The organism is Cardiobacterium hominis (assembly GCF_900637305.1).
Lineage (GTDB): Bacteria > Pseudomonadota > Gammaproteobacteria > Cardiobacteriales > Cardiobacteriaceae > Cardiobacterium > Cardiobacterium hominis.
Genome location: NZ_LR134365.1, coordinates 2,546,050 through 2,568,648, shown reverse-complemented (window position 1 = coordinate 2,568,648; position 22,599 = coordinate 2,546,050). Strand labels below are relative to the sequence as shown.

Below are 22,599 nucleotides of genomic sequence, written 5' to 3'. Positions count from 1 at the left end.
AACCAGTATGTCTCAGCAAATCCTCCTCACCCTGAACGACACCGCCGGCAACGCCCTCGGTCAGTACAACATCAACACCGCAGGCAGCGCGCTGCACATACAGGCGGTTGATGGCGCGTACTACCAGTTCACCGACCCGATGACCGGCATCGGTCCGGAAGGCATCATCACCGAGCGCGAGGGCGATAACCTGCTGGTTTCTTTCGATGAAGGCACGGATCTCGTCATCGAAAATTATTTTGCGCAGAACGAGCCAGGCGCGCTGGTCGGCATGCAGGCAGACGGCGGCCTCATGAGCTACCCGGTCGCGACCGCGCCGGAGCACGTGCTGGCGGAGGAAATCGCTGCCAGCCAAACACTGGGTTCAGAACAACCCGTTTGGGCGCCGTTGGGCGTGCTGGGGGCGGTCGGTCTGGTCGCCGCCGGGATTGGGCTGGCAAATGACGACAGCGGCAAAGGCTGGGACAGCGGCAATAACGGCGGTAGCGGCAGTGGCAATAATCCGTCACCGAATACGCCCGCACCGAATCCGTCGCCCAATAATCCGAACAATCCGAGTAATCCGGGCGGTCCCAACATTCCTTCGCCCAATCCGGGCAATCCCGGTAACCCCGGCACTCCGACACCGACGCCCAATCCGAGCCCGTATCCGCCGGCACCCTCACCGAACCCCGTCCCGCAACCGCCGACGCCAAACCAGCCCAGCAGCGACCCGAAACCGATTGCAAATCACGACAAGGTCAAAGGCACACCGAAGGAAAAAGTCACCATTGACGTGCTGGATAACGACAGCGGCATGGACGCCAACGGTCAGCGCGACCTCAATCCGAGCAGCATCCGCCTGCTGGATGCGGCGGGCAAACCCGTCACCGAACTGACCGTCGCCGGACAGGGCAAATGGAACGTCAGCTTCGGCAAAGTCACCTTCACTCCGGAAACCAATTTCATCGGCAACCCGACCCCGGTGCAGTACACCGTCAGCGACAACGCGGGGCAAGTCAGTAACAAGGCGACCATCACCGTCACCTATGACAACGGCACGCCGGGCGGCAATACCAAAGGGCGCGCGGTCATTACAGGCGATGCGAAAGTCGGCCAGACCCTGAGCGCCGACATCAACGACCCGGACGGCGTCCCCGCAACCGGCGTCAAATACCAATGGATGGCAGATGGCGTAGCCATTCAGGGCGCGACCGGCCCGACCTACACCGTGAGCGCTGCGGACAAAGACAAAGCCATCAGCCTCAACATCAGCTACACCGACAACCGCGGCAACCCGGAAAACATCAGCACGCCCTCGACCACCAAAGTCGTGGACGGCACACCGACTCCGCAACCGCCGCAACCCGGCCAGAACCATCCGGGCAGCGTTGCCATCAGCGGCAATGCCAAAGTAGGCGAAAAACTGACCGCTGACGTGCATGACGACGACCAGTTCGATGCCAGCAAAGTCAAATACCAATGGTCGGCGAACGGTCAACCGATTGCGGGCGCGACCGACAAGAGCTACACCCTGCAAGCGGGGGATGTCGGCAAAACCATCAGCGTCAAAGTCGAATACACCGACAACGCGGGCCACAAAGAAAGCCACGACAGTGCCGCGACTACTAATGTTGCACCGTCCACCTCGACCAACCACGCACCGACCGACATCCAGCTTTCAGCAACCCAAGTCACCGAAGGCAAAGACGGCGCGACCGTGGGCAAACTGACAACGACCGACCCAGACGCGGGTGATCAACACACCTACAAAGTGAGCGACGACCGCTTTGAAGTCACCGCCGACGGCACCCTCAAACTCAAAGCCGGGCAGCACCTTGACTACGCGAGCGAAAAAACCGTCACCCTGCAAATCACCAGCGATGACGGCCACGGCGGTACCGTAAGCAAAACCCTCACCCTGAACGTACAGGACGACCCGAACTACCCGACGCCGAACCCGCAGCCGCCAACCCCGCCTGGAACCAACCACGAAGGCACCGTCACCATTTCTGGCGAGGCGAAAGTGGGCGAAACCCTGACCGCCAAAGTCGATGATGCCGACGGCGTCCCAACCAACGTGCAATACCAATGGCTCGCCAATGGTGTTGCCATCACCGGTGCGACCGGCAGCAGCTACCAGCTGACCGCAAATGAGGCGGGCAAAACCATCAGCGTGCGCGCGACCTACACCGACAACGCCAACCACAGCGAAGCACCAATCAGCAGCGCCACCGCTCCGGTTGTTGACCCGGCGAATCCGAATCCGCAACCGCCGGTTCCGCCGACTAACCACGAAGGCACAGTCACCATTTCTGGCGAGGCGAAAGTAGGCGAGACCCTGACCGCGACCGTTAACGACGATGACGGCGTACCGGCAAACGTTACCTACCAATGGCTTGCCAATGGTGTTGCCATCACCGGTGCAACCGGCAGCAGCTACCAGCTGACCACCGCAGAAGCAGGCAAAACCATCAGCGTACGCGCGACCTACACCGACAACGCGCAACACTCTGAGGCACCGACCAGTGCCGCCACCACGCCGGTGGTTGACCCCGCCAATCCGAACCCGCAGCCGCCACAGCCGCAACCGAACCACGAAGGCACGGTCAGCATCACGGGCGAGGCGAAAGTCGGCGAAACGTTGACCGCCAAAGTTGATGATGCCGACGGTGTCCCGACCAACGTGCAGTACCAATGGCTGGCCAATGGTGTCGCCATTGCCGGTGCGACCGGCAGCAGCTACCAGCTGACCGCAAATGATGCGGGCAAAACCATCAGCGTGCGCGCGACCTACACCGACAACGCGCAGCACTCTGAAGGACCGACCAGTGCGGCGACCACGCCAGTCGTTGACCCGGCGAACCCGAATCCACAGCCGCCGGTTCCGCCGACTAACCACGAAGGCACCGTCACCATCACAGGCGAGGCGAAAGTGGGCGAAACCCTGACCGCGACCGTCAACGACGACGACGGGGTGCCTGCAAACGTTACCTACCAATGGCTGGCAAACGGTGTTGCCATCGCCGGTGCAACCGGCAGCAGCTACCAGCTGACCGCAAATGATGCGGGCAAAACCATCACGGTGCGCGCGACCTACACCGACAACGCGCAACACTCTGAGGCACCGACCAGCGCTGCCACCACGCCGGTGGTTGACCCCGCCAATCCGAATCCGCAGCCGCCAGTCCCGCCGACTAACCACGAAGGCACGGTCACCATCACAGGCGAGGCGAAAGTGGGCGAGACGCTGACCGCGACCGTTAACGACGATGACGGCGTACCGGCAAACGTTACCTACCAATGGCTGGCAAACGGTGTTGCCATCGCCGGTGCAACCGGCAGCAGCTACCAGCTGACCGCCGCAGAAGCAGGCAAAACCATTAGCGTGCGCGCGACCTACACCGACAACGCGCAGCACTCTGAGGCACCGACCAGCGCTGCCACCACGCCGGTGGTTGACCCCGCCAATCCGAACCCGCAGCCGCCGGTTCCGCCGACTAACCACGAAGGCGCGGTCACCATCACGGGCGAGGCGAAAGTGGGCGAAACCCTGACCGCGACCGTTAACGACGATGACGGCGTACCGGCAAACGTTACCTACCAATGGCTGGCAAACGGTGTTGCCATCACCGGTGCAACCGGCAGCAGCTACCAGCTGACCGCAAATGATGCGGGCAAAACCATCACGGTACGCGCGACCTACACCGACAACGCCAACCACAGCGAAGCACCGACCAGTACGGCGACCGTTCCGGTGGTTGACCCCACCAATCCGAACCCGCAGCCGCCGGTTCCGCCGACTAACCACGAAGGCACCGTCAGCATCACGGGCGAGGCGAAAGTGGGCGAAACCCTGACCGCTACCGTTAACGACGATGACGGGGTGCCTGCGAACGTGCAGTACCAATGGCTAGCGAACGGTGTTGCCATCGCCGGTGCGACCGGCAGCAGCTACCAGCTGACCGCAAATGATGCGGGCAAAACCATCACGGTGCGCGCGACCTACACCGACAACGCGCAACACTCTGAGGCACCGACCAGCGCTGCCACCACGCCGGTGGTTGACCCCGCCAATCCGAATCCGCAGCCGCCAGTCCCGCCGACTAACCACGAAGGCACGGTCACCATCACAGGCGAGGCGAAAGTGGGCGAGACGCTGACCGCGACCGTTAACGACGATGACGGCGTACCGGCAAACGTTACCTACCAATGGCTGGCAAACGGTGTTGCCATCGCCGGTGCAACCGGCAGCAGCTACCAGCTGACCGCCGCAGAAGCAGGCAAAACCATTAGCGTGCGCGCGACCTACACCGACAACGCGCAGCACTCTGAGGCACCGACCAGCGCTGCCACCACGCCGGTGGTTGACCCCGCCAATCCGAACCCGCAGCCGCCACAACCGCAGCCGAACCACGAAGGCACGGTCAGCATCACGGGCGAGGCGAAAGTGGGCGAAACCCTGACCGCGACCGTTAACGACGATGACGGCGTCCCGGCAAACGTTACCTACCAATGGCTGGCCAATGGTGTCGCCATTGCCGGTGCGACCGGCAGCAGCTACCAGCTGACCGCAAATGATGCGGGCAAAACCATCAGCGTGCGCGCGACCTACACCGACAACGCGCAGCACTCTGAAGCGCCGACCAGCAGCGCCACCGCTCCGGTGGTTGACCCGGCGAATCCGAATCCGCAACCGCAGCCGAACCACGAAGGCGACGTTGCCATCAGCGGCAACGCCAAAGTGGGCGAGACGCTGACCGCCGAAGTTCATGACGCGGATAACTTTGACGAAAGCAAAGTGAGCTACCAATGGCTGCGCGACGGTAAGGAAATCGCCGGTGCCAATGGCAAAACCTACACCCTGACCGCCGAAGACGAAGGGCACAAAATCAGCGTCAAAGCCGAATACACCGACAACGCGGGCAACAAAGAAAGCCACGACGCCGAAAGCGGCATCGTCCAGCCGCAGAGCTCGACCAACCACGCGCCGACCGATATCAGCCTCGACAATGACAAAGTCGCGGAAGGCAAAGACGGCGCGACGGTGGGCAAACTGACGACGACCGACCCGGACACAGGCGACAAACACACCTACAAAGTGAGCGATGACCGCTTTGAAGTAACCGCTGACGGCACGCTGAAACTCAAAGACGGCAAACACCTCGACTTTGCAACCGAGCCGAAAATCACGCTGCAAGTGACGACTGACGACGGCCACGGCGGCAGCTACAACAAAACCTTCACCCTGAACGTAGAGGACGACCCGAACTACCCGCCGGTCAACCCGCCACAACCGCAACCGAACCACGAAGGCGACGTTGCCATCAGCGGCAACGCCAAAGTAGGCGAAACCCTAACCGCACAAGTCCACGACGCCGACCAGTTCGACGAAGCCAAAGTCAACTACCAATGGCAGCGCGACGGGCAGCCAATTGCTAATGCAACCGGCAAAACCTACACCCTGACCGCCGAAGACGAAGGACACAAAATCAGCGTCAAAGCCGAATACACCGACAACGCGGGCAACAAAGAAAGCCACGACGCCGAAAGCGGAGTCGTCCAGCCGCAGACCTCGACCAACCAGGCACCGACCGACATCCAGCTTTCAGCAACCCAAGTTACCGAAGGCAAAGACGGCGCAGCAATCGGCAAACTGACGACGACCGATCCGGACGCGGGTGATCAACACACCTACAAAGTGAGCGACGACCGCTTTGAAGTCACCGCTGACGGCACGCTGAAGCTGAAAGACGGCAAGCACCTTGATTTTGCAACCGAGCCGAAAGTCACGCTGCAAGTCACGACTGACGACGGCCACGGCGGCAGCTACAACAAAACCTTCACCCTGAACGTAGAGGACGACCCGAACTACCCGACGGTCAACCCGCCCCAACCGCAGCCGAACCACGAAGGCGACGTCGCGATCAGCGGCAACGCCAAAGTAGGCGAAACCCTGACCGCGCAAGTCCATGACGCCGACCAGTTTGACGAAGCCAAAGTCAGCTACCAATGGCAGCGCGACGGCCAAGACATCACGGGCGCGAAGGGCAAAAGCTACACGCTGACCGCCGAAGACGAAGGGCACAAAATCAGCGTCAAAGCCGAATACACCGACAACGCGCAGCATGCGGAAACGCCGCAGAGCGGCGAGACGGATGCCGTTACCGGCAATCAAACGCCGCCGCGCCCGGGGTCGAATAGCGAAGGCACGATCGCGATTGATGGTATTGAACGTGTCGGTGAAACGCTTACCGTCCATGTTTATGATGAAGATGGCATAGATAAGAATACAAAAATTACCTATCAATGGTTGCGCAATGGCGCCGTCATTGATGGCGCAACGGAGATGACCTATACCTTGACTCGCGCTGATATTGGCAGCCATATGAGTGCGCGCGCGAGTTATGTGGATAATGACCACTATCAGGAATCGCTGCAAAGTCGGGAAACTTCTGCGGTTATCGATAATATTCCGAAGCAGTACCCGAACCGCGAGGGCTCGATTGCCATTAAGGGTACGGCGAAAGAGCACGAGATGCTCATTGCTGAGATTCAGGATAATAATGGTGTTGATCGGGACACGGTCACTTACCAATGGCTACGTGACGGCAATCCGATTGCTCAGGCAAACGGCGATAGCTACACCCTGACGTCGGCTGACGTGGGGCATAAAATCTCCGTGCAGACTTCTTATAAAGATCTCAGTAATCATTCGGAAAATCCGCTCAGTGCGCAGACGGATACGGTCGTGGACGCGCAAACGGTACTGCCGTCACGAGACGAACCGCCAACCATCGTAAAAGGTCTGGATGAAAAGCAAGGAGGGGTGACAATTACGCCGCCTCAAAATGCGAACACGCTCCATGTCAGTTATATCCACGATGGCAAAGAACAAGAGTACACCTTCGTCGTTCGTCCGAGTGGCAAGTGGGAGAAGCTTGGAAATGATCCGCTGCCTACAGGCGCATGGTTTGATGAAAATGATGGCAGGCTGATGTTGGCGCCGTCGCTGGTAGATGATCACACCCCGGTAAGCGCATTTACTGGCAGCGGGGCAACGGCCAGTAAAACTATTGTCGTTGAGAGCGACAGCGATAGTGGCCAGGCGACACCGCAAACCGAGCCGACGCTGTTCATTACGGGTGATCGCGCTGTTACAGAAGGGGATAGTGCGAGCTATACGTTGCATCTGAGTAAACCCATCCTGCAGGATGTGACGGCTACGGTGCGTATTGAGCATATCAATACTGATGACGGCAACGTCAAGGCGGAAGAGCGTACTGTTACCTTCAGCAAGGGAGCATCTTCCGTTGCGTTGGAAGTTGCCACGCAGGATAACAACGAGTTCCAGGGCGGTCGCAGCTATCGTGTGAGCATCGTTGAGGCGAAGGGCGCGGCGCTTCATGACAGTAGCAAGCAGATTGAAACCACGATTAACGAGAATGACAGACCGCCTGTGCCGAAAATGGTGGCAGGTAGTGAACCAGGCAGCGTGGAAATCACACCCGTAGATGGTGCGGATTACCTCAATGTCCGTTATCGTGATGAAACCGATTTTGAACGGATTCTTACGCTGCGACGTAATAAAGAAGGCGTATGGCAGCGTTTGAATGGAACATGGCTTGCAGAGCTGCCGGAGCACGTCAGTCTGGATGCGCATAGCGGTAAATTGACGCTAGGTGCGAAGTCGGTAAAAGATGGCAGCACAATCGTTGCCTTTAATGAGGCCAACAGCATTAAAGGCGAGACAGGAACCTTCATCGCTGACAACAACGACGGCACATCGCAGCACAATCGGCCGGGTAGCATTGCTATCAAGGGTGAGGCGAAAGTGGGCGTTGAACTGTCTGCTGAAATCACCGATCCCGATGGCGTGCCGGACAATGTGCAATATCAATGGCTGCGCAATGGCGAGAAAATTGATGGCGCGACGGGCAGCACCTATCGTCTCAGCGCGGAAGACATCGGACGAAAAATCAGCGTACAGGCGACTTACGAAGACAACGCCAAACATTCCGAAACACCGAAGAGCGCCGAGACGGATGCGGTCAGCAATGATCAATTGCAGCCTCAAAACCACGCGCCGACGGAAATCACGCTCTCTAACGATCTGGTGAATGAAGCGCAAGAGGGCGCTGTGGTTGGCAAACTGACGACGACCGATCCGGATACGGGCGACAAACACACCTACACAGTAAATGATGACCGCTTTGAAGTGACTGCTGACGGCACACTAAAACTCAAAGCTGGACAGATCCTAGATTACGGCAAAGAGCCGACACTCAAGCTCAGTATCACTACAGATGACGGTCATGGTGGCGTATTCACCAAAGACTTCACCCTGCGCGTGCAAGATGACCCGCTCTATCCGCCGATCAACCCGAACGAAGATGGCACCGTCACCATCTCCGGCGCTCACAAGGTGGGAAGCACGCTCACCGCTGAGGTGAAAGATGGCGACGGCGTACCGAATGATGGCGTCAAATACCAATGGCTGCGCGACGGCAATCCGATTGCAAGCGCGACTGGCAAGAGCTATGTCCTCACCGCCGAAGACGCCGGACACAAAATCACCGTCAAGGCCGAGTACGACGACAACGCCCAGAACCACGAAACCCCCGTCAGCCAGCCGACGGAGAATATCGCCGATAACAGCGCCCCGCCGCCTGCTGCCAACCATCCGGGCAGTGTCACCCTTGAAGGCGAGGCGAAAATCGGCCATACGCTGACCGCCAAACTTACCGACGCCGACGGCGTGCCGGACAGCGGCATCACCTGGCGCTGGTATGGTAACGACAAACTGCTGCCGGGCGTGGAAGGGCAAACCATCACCCTGACGGATGCGGTCAAGGGCATGCAGTTGCGCGCCGAAGCGGTGTACACCGACAAGGCAGGCCACGCGGAAAAACCGATCAGCGACCTCTCGCCGGCGGTTGTGCCGGAAGCGGCGAACAACAGCGACCTCATCCCGCCGCCGGCGGCCAATGCCCCGCACATCACCCTCTCCGGCGTCACCAGCGTCAAAGAAGGCGAGAAAGCGACCTACACCGTCAGCCTCGACAAACCGGCGAGCGAAGACGTCAGCGTCGATGTGCATGTCAAACACAACAGCACCGACACCAGCGATGCCAACCTCACCTGGAACATCCAGCGCGTGGTTATCCCGAAAGGCGAGACCTCGAAAAACTTCACCGTCGATACCCATAACGACGGTAAGGCGGAAGGCACGGAAACCTATACCGTCGAAATCGGCAACGCCCTCGTCGGCAACGTGAACGACAACGTCCCGCCGTTTAGCGGCAGCGTCAGCGCGCAGTCGATGATCATCCCCGCCTACAAATACCCCACCGGCGGCTGGGAAAAAGACACCTACTGGGAAAGCGTGCACAAAGCAGGCGGTGGCAAAGTACCGTATGTCATCGTCAACCCGGCGAGTGGTGTTGGCGAGAAGGTCAATAGCGACTACGCCAAATTGATAGACGACAACATCACCGCTGGCATCAAGAACATCGGTTACATCCGCACCCATTACCAGACACGGCCGATAGAAGAAGTCAAAGCCGAAGTGGACAAATACCTGGAGCTGTACGGCAAGGACAAAATCCACGGCTACTTCTTTGACGAAATCACCGCGCAGAACAACCAGGGCACCGCCTACATGGCCGAGCTGTACCGCTACGTCAAGGCCAAAGCGGGCGACAAACTGGTGATGGCCAACCCCGGCACCCACATCACCGACGCGATTGCGCCCTATGCGGACATCTTCGTCACGAGCGAAGTCAGCGCCAAGACCTACCTCAATAACTACGAACAGCCGAAAAGCGCCTTTGAAAACGATCCGAAGAACGCGCACCGCATCATGCACATGATCCATGACGTGACGCCCGACCAGTACGACGCCGTGATCAAAGCCTCGCGCGAACGCAATGCCGGCTGGGTCTTCCCCACCAGCGACACCCAGGAAAACCCGCTGCCGGAAGCCGAGCGCGAAAAACATCCCGAACAGGATGGCAACCCGTACAACGCGCTGCCGCAGAACTTTGACCAGCTTGCCGCAAACGTCAACAACCTCGGCATGCCGACGAACCCGACGCAGCACGACAACAACGGCAAACTGGCCACGGCGAACATCGACAACAACCACGTCACCACCGAAATCGTCGATGCCAACAACGCCGCACCGCTCGAACACCACGAACCGCAGCTGCAAACCGCAGACGGGGCAACGGCAAGCATTACCGACGGCCAGGACGCAGCCGCCGACCACACCCGCGGCGGCGACGGCCACGACGTCCTCATCGGCGACGGCATTGACGCCGCGGCCTACAGCCAACTCGTCAGCCATCAGGGCGAAGACCTGCTGCAATACCTCGGCCAGCACAGCGCCGAACTGCTGGCGGCGAGCCAACAGAGCGCCAGCCACGAATTGCACGGCGGCGCGGGCGATGACGTGCTGATTGCCGGCCACGGCGCGCAGTTGCTCGAAGGCGGCGCAGGCGCGGACACCTTCGCCTACCTGCTGGACAGCAACGACGCGGCGAGCTGGAACGAACCGAGCCGCATCCTTGACTTCAACCCGCAAGAAGGCGACCGCATCGTGCTGGCGGGCGGCGAACACCTCAAGGCAGAAGTCAGCCATGACGCGAGCGGCCAGCACCTGCACGTCACGGACGATGCCGGACACAGTCGCACCATCGACATCGGCGCACAAAACGGCAAAACGCTCACGGCGGAAGACATCCTCTCGCACGTTGAAATCCGCACGCCGCAAGGCTACAGCGAACCGGCGTCCAGCGTCCCGCAAACCCATCACCTGCCGCAAGATGACCACAGCCATCTCATCTAACGGCATTCAGCCCTCCCGTCGCCTGGCGGGAGATTCAACAGGAAGCTAAACGAAGCGCCTGTCGCATTCCCGCGGCAGGCGCTTTGGTGCAAACAGTAAACAGGAAAGCAACATGGCCCAAATCACCCTCACCCTGAACGACAGCAGCGGCCGCGCGGTCGCCCAGTACAACCTCGACACCGCCGGCAGCGCGCTGCACATCCCGGCGGAAAACGGCGTCAGCTACCAGTTCACCGACCTTGCGACAGGCCTCGGCCCGCAGAACGTCACTACCGCGCAGCAGGGCAGCGACCTGCTCGTCTCCTTTGATAGCGGTACCGATCTCGTCATCGAAAACTACTTCGGGCAGGGGCAGGGCGCGCTTGTCGGCGTGAATGCCGACGGCGGTCTCACCAGCTATCCCGTCACCGCCGCGCCGGAGCACGCGCTGGCCAGCGAAGTCGCCGCCGGACAGACGCTCGGCTCCGACCAGCCGCCGCTCGCGCCGCTGGCCGTCGTCGGCGGCATCGGCCTGATTGCCGGCGGTATCGCCCTGGCGAGCGGCAAGAGCGGCAAATCCTACAAAGAGCCCGCGCCCGCGCCGGACAACCACGACAACACCCCCGCGCCGAACCCGTCGCCCAATCCCGCCCCCAACAACCCCTCACCGAGCCCCGCGCCGAACCCGTCACCCAACCCGTCGCCCGCGCCCAACCCGACTCCCTCACCCTTGCCGCCTGGCAACCCGTCGCCGGTTCCCCCCGGCAACCCGGTACCGCCGCCGCTGCCGCCGGGGCCGTCGCCGCAACCCAACCCCACACCGAATCCGAATCCGAATCCCAACCAGCCCAAGCCGGGCAACGCCCCCGTGGCGAACGACGACAAAGAAAGCGCTTCGCCGGGTGATACCGTCACCATCGACGTCCTGAAAAACGACACCGACCCGGACGGCGTGCCGAACATTGACGTACACAGCGTGCGCCTGCTCGATGCCGCTGGCAAAGCGACCACCATCCTGAAAGTCCCCGGCGAAGGCGAATGGAACGTCACCTTCAACGGACACGTTATCTTCAAGCCCGAACCCGGCTTCAAAGGCAACCCGACCCCGGTGCAATACACCATCAGCGACCAGGAAGGCCACACCAGCCAACCGGCGAAAATCACCCTGACCTACGACCCGAACCAGCAGCCGAACAGCGAAGGCGTCGTCACCCTCGACGGCGAAGCCAAAATCGGCGGCACCCTGAAAGCGGTGGTCGCCGATAACGACGGCGTGCAGACCAGCACCGTCAAATACCAATGGTTTGCCGACGGCGACGCCATCTCCGGCGCGACCGGCGCGACCTATACCCTCACCGCCGCCGACCGTGGCAAACACATCAGCGTCTATGCCAACTACACCGACGGCCAGGGACATAACGAAGCGCACACCAGCGCCGCTACCGGCAGCATTGGCGACACCGTCGCCCCGCCGCTGCCGCAGCCGACGCCGAACCCGACCCCCATACCGCAGCCCAACCCCAATCCGGCGCCCAACCCGCTCAACCCCAGCCCGCAAATGCCGGGGCATCCGGGCATCCCTGACCCGAACCTGAAAGCCTACCAGCCGGTGCTGTACGACGACACCGTCAAAGTCAAACAACGCGGCGGCGCGATCACCATCAACGTCGTTGAAAACGACACCGACGCCCAGCGCGACATCGACCCGAACACCGTCAAACTGCTGGACAAAGACAAAAACGCCGTCACCCGCCTTGTCGTTGAAAAACAAGGCGTGTGGACCGTGAGCCGTGGCGGTAATGTCACCTTCACCCCGGACAAAGAATTCAAAGACGGCGACCCCGATCCGATCGAATACATCCTGAACGACCGCAACGGCAACCCCAGTTACAACCGCGCCAAAATCACCATCAACTACCCCGACGCCGCCAACAACCAGGAAGGCAAAGTCGAACTCATCGGCGCGACCAAAATCGGACAAACCCTGCTCGCCAAAGTTGAAGACGCAGACGGCGTGCAACCGCAAAACATCAAATACCAATGGTTTGTCGATGGCGACGCCATCTCCGGCGCGACCGGCGCGAGCTACACCATCCAGCCGGGCGACAAAAACAAAACGCTGACTGTGCACGTCGAATACAAAGACGACCTGGGTCATGACGAAGCCTTCTCCAGCGCGCCAACCGCACAAATAGGCGACGCGCAGACGAACGTCCCGCCCGTCAGCCCGTTCAACCACAAGCCGACAGGCAAAGTCACCATCACGGGCGAGGCGAAAGTGGGCGAAACCCTGACCGCCAGCAACGACATTAAAGACGACGACGGACTCGGCACCATCACCTACCGCTGGTTCGCAGGCGGACAAGAAGTAGGGCAGGGCGAGCGCTACACCGTGCAGCCCGGCGACAAAAACAAAACCATCACCGTCAAAGCCGAATACAGCGACGGACGACAAAACGCCGAAAGCGTATCCAGCGACGCGACCGTCGCGGTAGAAGACGCGGCGCCCCCGACACCGCAACCGCAGCCACCGGGCAACAACCAACCCGGCAGCGTCACCATCGCAGGTGACGCCAAAGTGGGCGAGACCCTGACCGCGACCGCGCATGACGCCGACGGCGTGCCCGCCAACGTCAATTACGGCTGGTTTGCCGGCAGCACCCCGCTCGGCACCGGCGCGACCTACACCGTCAAGCCTGCCGACAAAGGCAAAACCATCACGGTGAAAGCCATCTACACCGACGGCGCCGGACACGCTGAAGTCGTCAGCAGCGACCCCACTGCCGAAGTGAGCGACGCCGCACCGACCCCGCAACCGCCACAACCGCCCGCTACCAACCACGAACCCGTTGGCAGCGTCACCATCACAGGCGACGCCAAAGTGGGCGAGACCCTGACCGCCAGCAACGACCTCAAAGACGACGACGGCATGGGACAAATCACCTACCGCTGGTTCGCAGGCGGCCAAGAAGTGGGCAAAGGCGCGAGCTACACCCTGCAAGACACGGACAAAGGCAAGACGATAACCGTCAAAGCCGAATACACAGACGGCAAAGGCACCGCAGAAACCGTAGAAAGCGCGAAAACGGCGGAAGTTGCCGACAACGGACAAACCCCGCCGCCGCAACCGCCCGCCACCAACCACGAACCCGTTGGCAGCGTCACCATCACGGGCGACGCCAAAGTAGGCGAGACCCTGACCGCCAGCAACGACCTCAAAGACGACGACGGCTTGGGACAAATCACCTACCGCTGGTTTGCAGGCGGACAAGAAGTGGGCAAAGGCGGGAGCTACACCCTGCAAGACACGGACAAAGGCAAGACGATAACCGTCAAAGCCGAATACACCGACGGCAAAGGCACCGCAGAAACCGTAGAAAGCGCGAAAACCGCGGAAGTCGCGGAAAACACCGCACCGAACCCGCAACCGCCGACGCCGCAGCCGACCAACCACGCAGGCACCGTTGCCATCACGGGAGATGCCAAAGTAGGCGGCACGCTCACCGCGACCGTCAACGATGACGACGGCTTTGCGCAAGACAAAGTCAGCTACCAATGGCTGCGCGACGGTAAACCGATAGACGGCGCGACCGCCAGCACCTACCAGCTCACCGCCGCCGACGCCGGACACAAAATCAGCGTGCAGGCGGCCTACGACGACAACGCCAACCACCCCGAAACGCCGGAGAGTACGGCGAGCGACATCGCCGCCGCACAGCCGCCGCAGCCGACCGAATTGCCGAACGTCAGCATCAGCGGCAGCGACAGCGTGAACGAAGGCGAGGCGGCGACCTACACCATCACCCTCGATAAAGCGAGCAACCAGCCGGTCACCCTCACCCTAAGCCTCAAACACGGCGAAACCACGGATGCCGATTTCGCGCCGCAGCCGATCGAAAAAACCCTGACCATCCCGGCGGGGCAGACCTCGGCGACCTTCAAAATCAACACCTCCGACGACCGCCTGCCGGAAAACGACGAAAAATACAGCGTCGAAATCAGCGCGCCGCAAGGGGCGAAACTGGATGCGGCGAAGACGAGCGTTACCACGCACATCGTCGATAACGACGAAACGGCGGCGAACCACAACGGCACCAACACCGACACCACCTTCGCCGGCGATCGCAATGCCGACGTGCCGTACTTCGTCCAGTCCATCGACAGCGGCTTCACCGGCAAGGGCCACCTCATCGGTCACAAACCCGGCCAAGGGCTGAACGTCACCTACGCCTTTGCCACCTCGCCCGTGGATAAAGACGAGCCTGGCAAGGCGATGAGCGGCTTTGATACTTACAGCGAGACACAAAAAACGGCCATTCGTACCGTGCTCGATCACATCGCCGAGCACGTCAACGTCAAATTCAGCGAAGGCAACAATGCCACGCTCAACTTCTACAAGCACACGATGGATACCGCGGAGACCGTTGGCTACGGCGTCTATGGCGGCGGCGTACACTTGAGCGCCGAGCGCTTCACCGCCGACGATGCCTTCCGCAACGATATCCCCTACCGCATCACAGGCGGGGACGCCATCGAATACTACGGCTGGTACGCGGCACTGCACGAAATCGGCCATACCCTCGGCCTGACCCACCCGTTCGACCATGCGAAAAAAGGCGATGGCAGACCGGATTTGAGCGTGGCGGAAAACCGCGACACCATCAGCGTCATGTCCTACGTCAATGGCGAAACCATCCCGCTTAGAGCAGGCAGCAACTATTACCCCGAGTTCCCCATCGCGCAAAACAAACTGGGCATCTTTGACCTCGCCGCGCTGCACCACAGCTTTGGCGTCAACCCGAACTACCACAGCGGGGATGACACCTACACCTTCAAAGAGTTCAACAAAGACGCCGTCGGCAACGACATCTACATCCACGACGGCGGCGGCCTGGATACCTTTGACGCGAGCGAACAAACGTTGGATCTCAACATCGACCTCACGCCGGGCAGCTGGATCTACGCAGGCGAAAAAACCGCGCATCTGGCGCTCAATGACGACCTGACGCCGACGCACGGCCAAATGTTCATCGGCTACGGCACGCAAATCGAGAACGCCAAAGGCGGCACCGGCAACGACACCATCAAGGGCAACAGCGCCGACAACCACCTCTTTGGCTTCGACGGCGACGACCACCTCGATGGCGGCGCGGGCAACGACCAGCTCGAAGGCGGACGCGGTGCCGATACCCTCACCGGCGGCAAAGGCGCGGATACCTTCATCTTTGCGAGCCCCCTGGATGGCAAAGCCGACACCATCCTCGACTTCAACTTCAACGAAGGCGACGTGCTGCAACTCGATCACAACATCTTCACCGCGCTGCAAAGCGGCACACTGGCTGCCGACCAGTTCGTGCTGGGCAAAGCGGCACAAGATGCGAACGACCACCTCATCTACGACCGCGCGACCGGCGAACTCGCCTACGACCCGGATGGCAGCGGCGCAGCAGCGGCGGTCACCATCGCCCGCCTTGGCGCCAACCACGATCTGGAAAACACCAACATCCACATCATCTGACGCCACACACGCATAAAAAAGCCGGAGCATCGCTCCGGCTTTTCTTTGGGCGGTTGGTATCAAAACAGCTTTTGCGCCTTGCTGCCGATAGTGAAGCCGTGTTTGTCGGCATTCTCGCAAGTGATGCTGTCGCCCGTGCGCTGGCATTGCCAACCGTCGCCTTTGAGGCTTTGCCCGTCTTCGAGGGCGAGGGTGTTGCTGTAGGCGAAGTCGGTGTCGCCACGGCATTTCCAGCGGATTTCCGCTTTGCCTTGGGCGGGCAGGATGAAGGTGAAGCCCCAGTTGAGTTCGCAGTCGGCGGGGCGCGGTTGGGCGAGTTCGCGGCTCACGGGGTAGCGGGTGGTGCAGCGCACGCCCTGGTAGGGCGCGAAGTCGGGGATGGTGTGGTCACGCACGTCGCCGCCGCAGTGGATGCGGTCTCCGTCGTCGGCGCTGCCGGGCAAGTTGAATTCGTGGCGGAACAGGCTGGGCATGGCTTCGGTGTCGTTGCCGTCTTCCGCGCGCTCTTCGAGGGTTATGCCTTCGGCCGGAATGATGGCGCCGTGGGTCGGGTCGGTCTCGGGCGCTTGGATGATGGGGCTGGTGTCGGCCGGTTCGAGGCGGGGCACGGTTTGTGCGCTGGCGGTCGCAGCGAGCAGGGCGGCGAGGAGGAAGGCGGTTTTCATGATGGGCTCCGGTGGGGGTTGGGTGGTGTGTTCGTCTGTTCGTCCAGCGCTTGCAGTTGTTCGAGTTTGTCCGCCAGTTTGATTTCAAAGCCGCGGCGGTTGGGGTGGTAGAAGCGGATGCCCGCCATTTCTGCGGGCAGGTAGGTTTGGCCGGCGGCGTAGGCCTGCGGTTCGTCGTGTGCGTAGCGGTAGCCTGCGCCGTAGCCTTCGTTTTTGTGGACGGCAGTCGGCGCATTGCGCAGGTGCAGCGGCACGGGGTGGGCGGGGTTCGCGCGGACGTAGGCAAAGGCGGCTTTCATCGCTTTGTAGCTGGCGTTGCTTTTCGGCGCCAGCGCCAAATAGGTGATGGTCTGGGCGAGGGCCAGGTAGCCTTCGGGTGCGCCGAGGCGCTCGTAGGTCTGGTAGGCGTTCAGGGCGAGGCTGAGCGCGTTCGGGTCGGCGTTGCCGATATCTTCGCTGGCGACACATAGCATGCGCCGCGCGATGGTCAGCGGGTCGGCGCCGCCGTCTATCATGCGCGCGAACCAGTACATGGCGCCGTCCGGGCTGGAGCCGCGCAGCGATTTGTGGAAGGCGGAGAGGAGTTCGTAGAACCAGTCGCCCTGTTTGTCCAGCGCTTTGGGCTGGTCTGCCAGCGCTTGTGCGAGCGCGGCGGCGCTGTCGATGCCCTGGCGGCGCAACAACGCCCATTCTTCCAGCCAGCCGATGGCTTTGCGCGCGTCGCCGCCTGCCTGGTAGGCGAGGGTGGCGATGGCGGGTTCGTCCGCTTCAAGGCCGAGGGCGGCGAGGCCGCGCCGCAGTTTTTCCGCGAGTTCGTCTTCGCTCAGGGGCTTGAGATGGAAGACGCGCAGGCGCGAGAGCAGAGCGTTGTTGAGGTTGAAGGCGGGGTTTTCGGTGGTGGCGCCGATGAGGATGAGGGTGCCGTCTTCGACGTAGGGGAGGAAGGCGTCCTGCTGGGCTTTGTTGAAGCGGTGGATTTCGTCGATAAAGAGGATGGTTTTGCGGCCGATGGCGCGTTCTTGTTGGGCCTGCGCCACGGCTTCGCGGACTTCTTTGACGCCGGAGAAGACGGCGGAGAGGCGGATGTAGCGCGCGTCGAAGGCGTCGGCGAGGAGCAGGGCAAGGGTGGTTTTGCCGCAGCCGGGCGGCCCCCAGAGGAGCATGGAGAAGGGTTTTTTTTGCGCGATGGCAACGGCGAGCGGCATGCCGTCGCCGAGGATGTGGCGCTGGCCGATGTAGTCGGCGAGGGTTTTCGGGCGCAGGCGGTCGGCGAGCGGGGCGTCGCCGTTGCGGGTAAAGAGCAAGGGTTGGCCGCTCATGAGGTTCTCTGGTTGGTAGTGGGTAGGCTTTACATACACTTGAGCGCTCATGGTGTATGTAAATGGGGGCGCCGGGGCGCACGCTTATAGTGGGTGTTTTGATTTGGTAGGGCGGGGCTTGCCCCGCCGCGCAAATCAAGCGGTTCGTTGTGGTGGGTCAAGACCCACCCTACGTTTTACAGGGCAGCGGGGATGTTCTATGTATTGGAGCTGTCGCTACGTGAATTCTTCACACACCCTCCCCAACCCTCCCCCGCTTCGCAGGGGAGGGCGAATTACAAACCCACTCCCGCTGTTGCTGCGAGAGTGGAGGGGTTATTTGCCGACGATGTCCACGCCGGGCGGCGGGGTGAATTCGAATTGTTTGGCGGGGATGCCGCTGTTGCGCTTCATGTCGCTGAAGGTGAGGATGGTCTGGGTGCCGCCGCCGTCTATCATCACCGCGGTGATGGCGTTGCCGTCCAGGACGACCCAGAGCGCGTCGTATTCTTCTTGGTGGGTTTTGGGTTTTAAGCGGTAGCTGACGCCGCTGCCGATGTATTTTTGCAGGCGCGCTGGCGCGAGGTTTTTCACGGTGCGCTCGACTTTGTAGTTGCGCGAGACGTTGTCTTCGCCGTTTAGGAGTTCGACCGCGACGTCGCCGACGAGTTCGCTGCGGCTACGCACGCTGATTTGTTCGAGGTCGATGTCGTAGTGGTACACCTTTTTGCCGTTGCTGATGATTTTCTGCGGGTTGGGGCGCTGGTAGTCCCAGTAGAATTTGCCCGGTTTGGCGACCCACATTTTGCCTTCGCTGGTTTCGGTGCCGCGTTTGTTGTAGATGGTTTGGGTGAAGTTCGCTTGCAGGTCTTTGGTGCCGCGCATGAAAGCGTCCAGCGCGTTGCCTTCGGGTGCAGCCGGGGCGGCGGTTTTTTGTGCTTCGGCGGCAGGGGCTTCTGCGCTCGGCTGTTTGACTGCAGCGGCGAAGGGTTTGTCGCGCTCTACGGGTTGTTTGACGACGGCGGCAAAGGGTTTTTCTTTGGCGGCAGCCGGTTTTTTGTTGTCGGTGTTTTTTTTCGCGGGGGCTTTGGCCGCCGCTGCGGGTTTTTTGTCTTTGGCCGGGGCTTCAGGCGCAGCGTGTGCGGCGGGTAGGATGAGGGCAAGGCCGAGTAGGGCTGTGGTCAGGTGTTTTTTCATCGGGGTTCCTTGTGGGTTCAAAGGGGGCGACTTTAGTGGATGGGGGCTTGCGCGGCGTTTGGCAAGGCATGAAGGGGCGGTAAGGTTTTTTACATACACTTGAGCGCTCATGGTGTATGTAAATGGGGATGGTATGGACACCGGGGTTTTCAGCGTTGTCGCGGCGCGCGTTTTGTATTTTTTCTCCGCACCTCCCCCGCTGCGCAGGGGAGGGCAGGGCGGTCAGTATTCTTCGCCGCCCCCGCCGCCGGTGAGCACTTTGCGGATGCCTTTGTTGTCCGGGCGGGAGACGAGTCCGGCGCGTTCCATCACGTCCACCATGCGGGCGGCGCGGTTGTAGCCGATGCTGAGGTGGCGTTGCAGGCCGGAGATGGAGGCTTTGCCGGATTCGATGACGAGTTGTACCGCTTGGTCGTAGAGCGGGTCGAGTTCGCCGTCTTCGTCACCGCTGCCGCCGCTGCCATTGCCACCGCCTGCGGGCGCGGGGTCGGTGATGTCTTCGTAGTGCGGCTCGCCCTGGGTTTTGAGGTAGGTGGTGAGGCGGTCGACTTCTTTGTCGTCAATGAAGGCGCCATGCACGCGCTGCGCGCTTTTGCCGGGTTCGAGGTAGAGCATGTCGCCGTTGCCCAGCAGTGATTCGGCTCCCTGGCTGTTCAGGATGGTGCGCGAGTCGATTTTGGACGAGACCTGGAAGGCGATGCGCGTCGGGATGTTGGATTTGATGAGGCCGGTGATGACGTCCACCGACGGGCGCTGTGTCGCCAGTATCATGTGGATGCCGGCGGCGCGCGCTTTTTGCGCGATGCGGGCGATGAGTTGTTCGACGTTTTTGCCCGCAACCATCATCATGTCCGCCAGTTCGTCGATGACGATGACGATGTGCGGCAGCGGTTTCAGGTCCGGCGCGGGGTTGGCGAGGCCGACGAACAGGGTGGGATCGACCAGCGGGTCGGGGATGCGTTCGCCGCGCGCTTCGGCTTCGTGGATGACTTTGTTGAATTCGTCCAGTTTGCGCACTTTGAGCGCGACCATCAGTTCGTAGCGCCGCTCCATTTCATTGACCGCCCAGCGCAGCGCGTTTTCCGCGTCGCTCATGTCGGTAACGACTGGCGCCAGCAGGTGCGGGATGTCGCGGTACATGGCGAGTTCGACAGTTTTCGGGTCAACCAGAATCAGCTTGAGTTCGTCGGGTTTCGCCTTGTAGAGCATGCTGGCGAGGATGACGTTGATGCCTACTGATTTGCCGGAGCCGGTGGTACCGGCGACGAGTAAATGCGGCATTTTGCCGAGGTTGGCGATGACCGGTTTGCCGCTGATGTCCGCGCCGAGGACGACGGTCAGCGGCGAGCGTTCTTTTTGGTATTGCGGCGATTCGAGTACGCCGCGCAGCGGTACCATTTCGCGTTTGCGGTTCGGGATTTCGAGGCCGATGAAGGGGCGGCCGGGGATGACTTCCACCACGCGCACGCTTTGTACCGAGAGCAGGCGGGCGATGTCGCGCTCCAGGTTGGTGATGGAGCTGACTTTGATGCCGGGCGCGAGCGAGAGTTCGATGCAGGTGACGACCGGGCCGACGATGATGTTCTCGACGCGCACGCTCAGTTTGTAGTTTTTCAGCGCTTGTTCGACTTGCATCGCCATTTCGTCCAGTTCTTCGTCGCTGTAATTGGCGACAGCGGTGGTGCCGGGGTTGAGCAGATCCAGCGCGGGCAGCTGGTAGGTTTTTTCGACGCGGTTCGGTGCGGTGAACGGCACGCGGCGCGCGGCAATTGCGGCTGCGCCCGCGCCGGGAGCGTTGTTCAGGCGCACGCGCAGTTGCGGTTCGTTGCGCGATTCGGCAGGCGGTTCGGGCGTGTCCGCAGTAAACGGCGGCGGATCATATTCTTCTTCCAGCGCGGCAAAATCGTCGTCAGAGACGTCCAAATCGCCGTCGTTAGCCGCATCATTGGCGGCAGCGGCTGGCCACGGCGCCTCATCGCGCAGGGGCAAGCCTTCGCTCTGGCGGCGGGCAAAGTAATCACTCTTGGGGCGGTAATCGCCGGTGTCATCATCCATTGGCGGCGTGGTTTCCGGCTCCGGCGCGATTTGTGCCTTGTAATGCGCCCAGCTGATGTTCGGCTCGCTGCGTTGCGGCGCTTCGTTCGCTTCATGCCGTGGCGGCGCGCGGAATGGCGGCAGATCGTCCTCATCTGTCGCATCAAAAGCGGCGGGCGATGCTTGAAACACTGGCGTGTGCTGCGGGCGCGGTTTTCCGGCACGGCGCGCTTTGTATTTCGTAACTGTTGCCAGCAGGCGGTCGCGCAATGCTGCACTGGCGCTCGCCAAGGTAGAGGTTTTACCCGCTGCCGTCGCGCTATCCGCATCCGCATCAACTTCCGGCTCCGGCGCGAACGGGCTGCGTTTTGGCGCATCCGGCGTTTGTGGCGGTTTGCCCGTATGGCTATCGACTTTGCGCCACAGCCAAGAATAGGCATTGACCCCGCGCTGGCCGACCCATTCCAGAATGCGCAGCCAGCTCATCTCCAACAGCAGGGTGATGCCGATGAAAAACAGCAAGGTATAAATGCACATCACCAGTTGCACCGGCCACATGCGCAGGAGTTCGATCGTCATCTTCTGCCCGACGATACCGCCGCCGGTGACGGCAAGCGAATTGATGACCGTAGTGGAATGCAGCGACAAAATCCCGCACAGCGAAACGATCGCAATCACCAGGGCAAATGCTTTCCAGCCCATCAACTCCGCATCCAATTGGGCGCGGCGCATACTCTGCCAGCTGATAGCACCGAGACCGAGCGGCAGCAAATACGCGGCGTAACCGAGCAGTGAAAAGAGCGCATCGGCTGTATAAGCGCCTAAAATTCCGAAGAAATGCCGGGTTTCCTGCGCTGCGCCGGAGGTGCTCCAGCCCGGATCGGTGTTGTGATAGCCAAAAAGGACGAGCAGCAGCAAAAAGGCGAGGACGAGCATGATGATGAACAGCACATCGGAAACGCCGCGCCGCAGGTGATAGCGCCAGCTTTCGGTCGAATTGGGAGGGGACATAATGAATGGTGAACCGCGTAAAAAGACGTTATAAAAGGGCGACATTGTAAAAAAATACAGGGCGCTTTG

Annotated in this window: 6 protein-coding genes; 2 read left to right on the top strand and 4 right to left on the bottom strand. The window is 61.1% G+C overall.

The window, feature by feature from the left end; translation table 11 throughout:
- Positions 1–7 precede the first annotated feature (7 nt).
- Entirely contained in the window at positions 8–10,828 is a 10,821-nt protein-coding gene (locus EL199_RS12260; RefSeq protein ID WP_126316101.1) for a spherulation-specific family 4 protein, read from the top strand.
- 112 nt (positions 10,829–10,940) lie between these two features.
- Positions 10,941–16,325 (top strand): Ig-like domain-containing protein, encoded by a 5,385-nt coding sequence (locus tag EL199_RS12255; RefSeq protein ID WP_126316100.1) that lies wholly within the window; start codon positions 10,941–10,943, stop codon positions 16,323–16,325.
- A gap of 59 nt (positions 16,326–16,384) precedes the next feature.
- Here EL199_RS12255 and EL199_RS12250 read toward each other — a convergent pair whose 3' ends face one another.
- From EL199_RS12250 to EL199_RS12235, 4 genes are all read right to left on the bottom strand, one after another.
- Positions 16,385–16,990, bottom strand: coding sequence for a DUF6636 domain-containing protein (locus tag EL199_RS12250; RefSeq protein ID WP_004142937.1), 606 nt, complete (start codon positions 16,988–16,990; stop codon positions 16,385–16,387).
- Entirely contained in the window at positions 16,987–18,309 is a 1,323-nt protein-coding gene (locus EL199_RS12245) for a replication-associated recombination protein A (protein ID WP_040356054.1), read from the bottom strand. The genes EL199_RS12250 and EL199_RS12245 overlap by 4 nt, the downstream gene beginning before the upstream one ends.
- Before the next feature lie 315 nt (positions 18,310–18,624).
- Positions 18,625–19,485 (bottom strand): LolA family protein, encoded by an 861-nt coding sequence (locus EL199_RS12240; RefSeq protein WP_004142939.1) that lies wholly within the window; start codon positions 19,483–19,485, stop codon positions 18,625–18,627.
- Positions 19,486–19,707: 222 nt separating this feature from the next.
- Entirely contained in the window at positions 19,708–22,530 is a 2,823-nt protein-coding gene (locus EL199_RS12235; protein ID WP_004142940.1) for a DNA translocase FtsK, read from the bottom strand.
- Positions 22,531–22,599 lie beyond the last annotated feature (69 nt).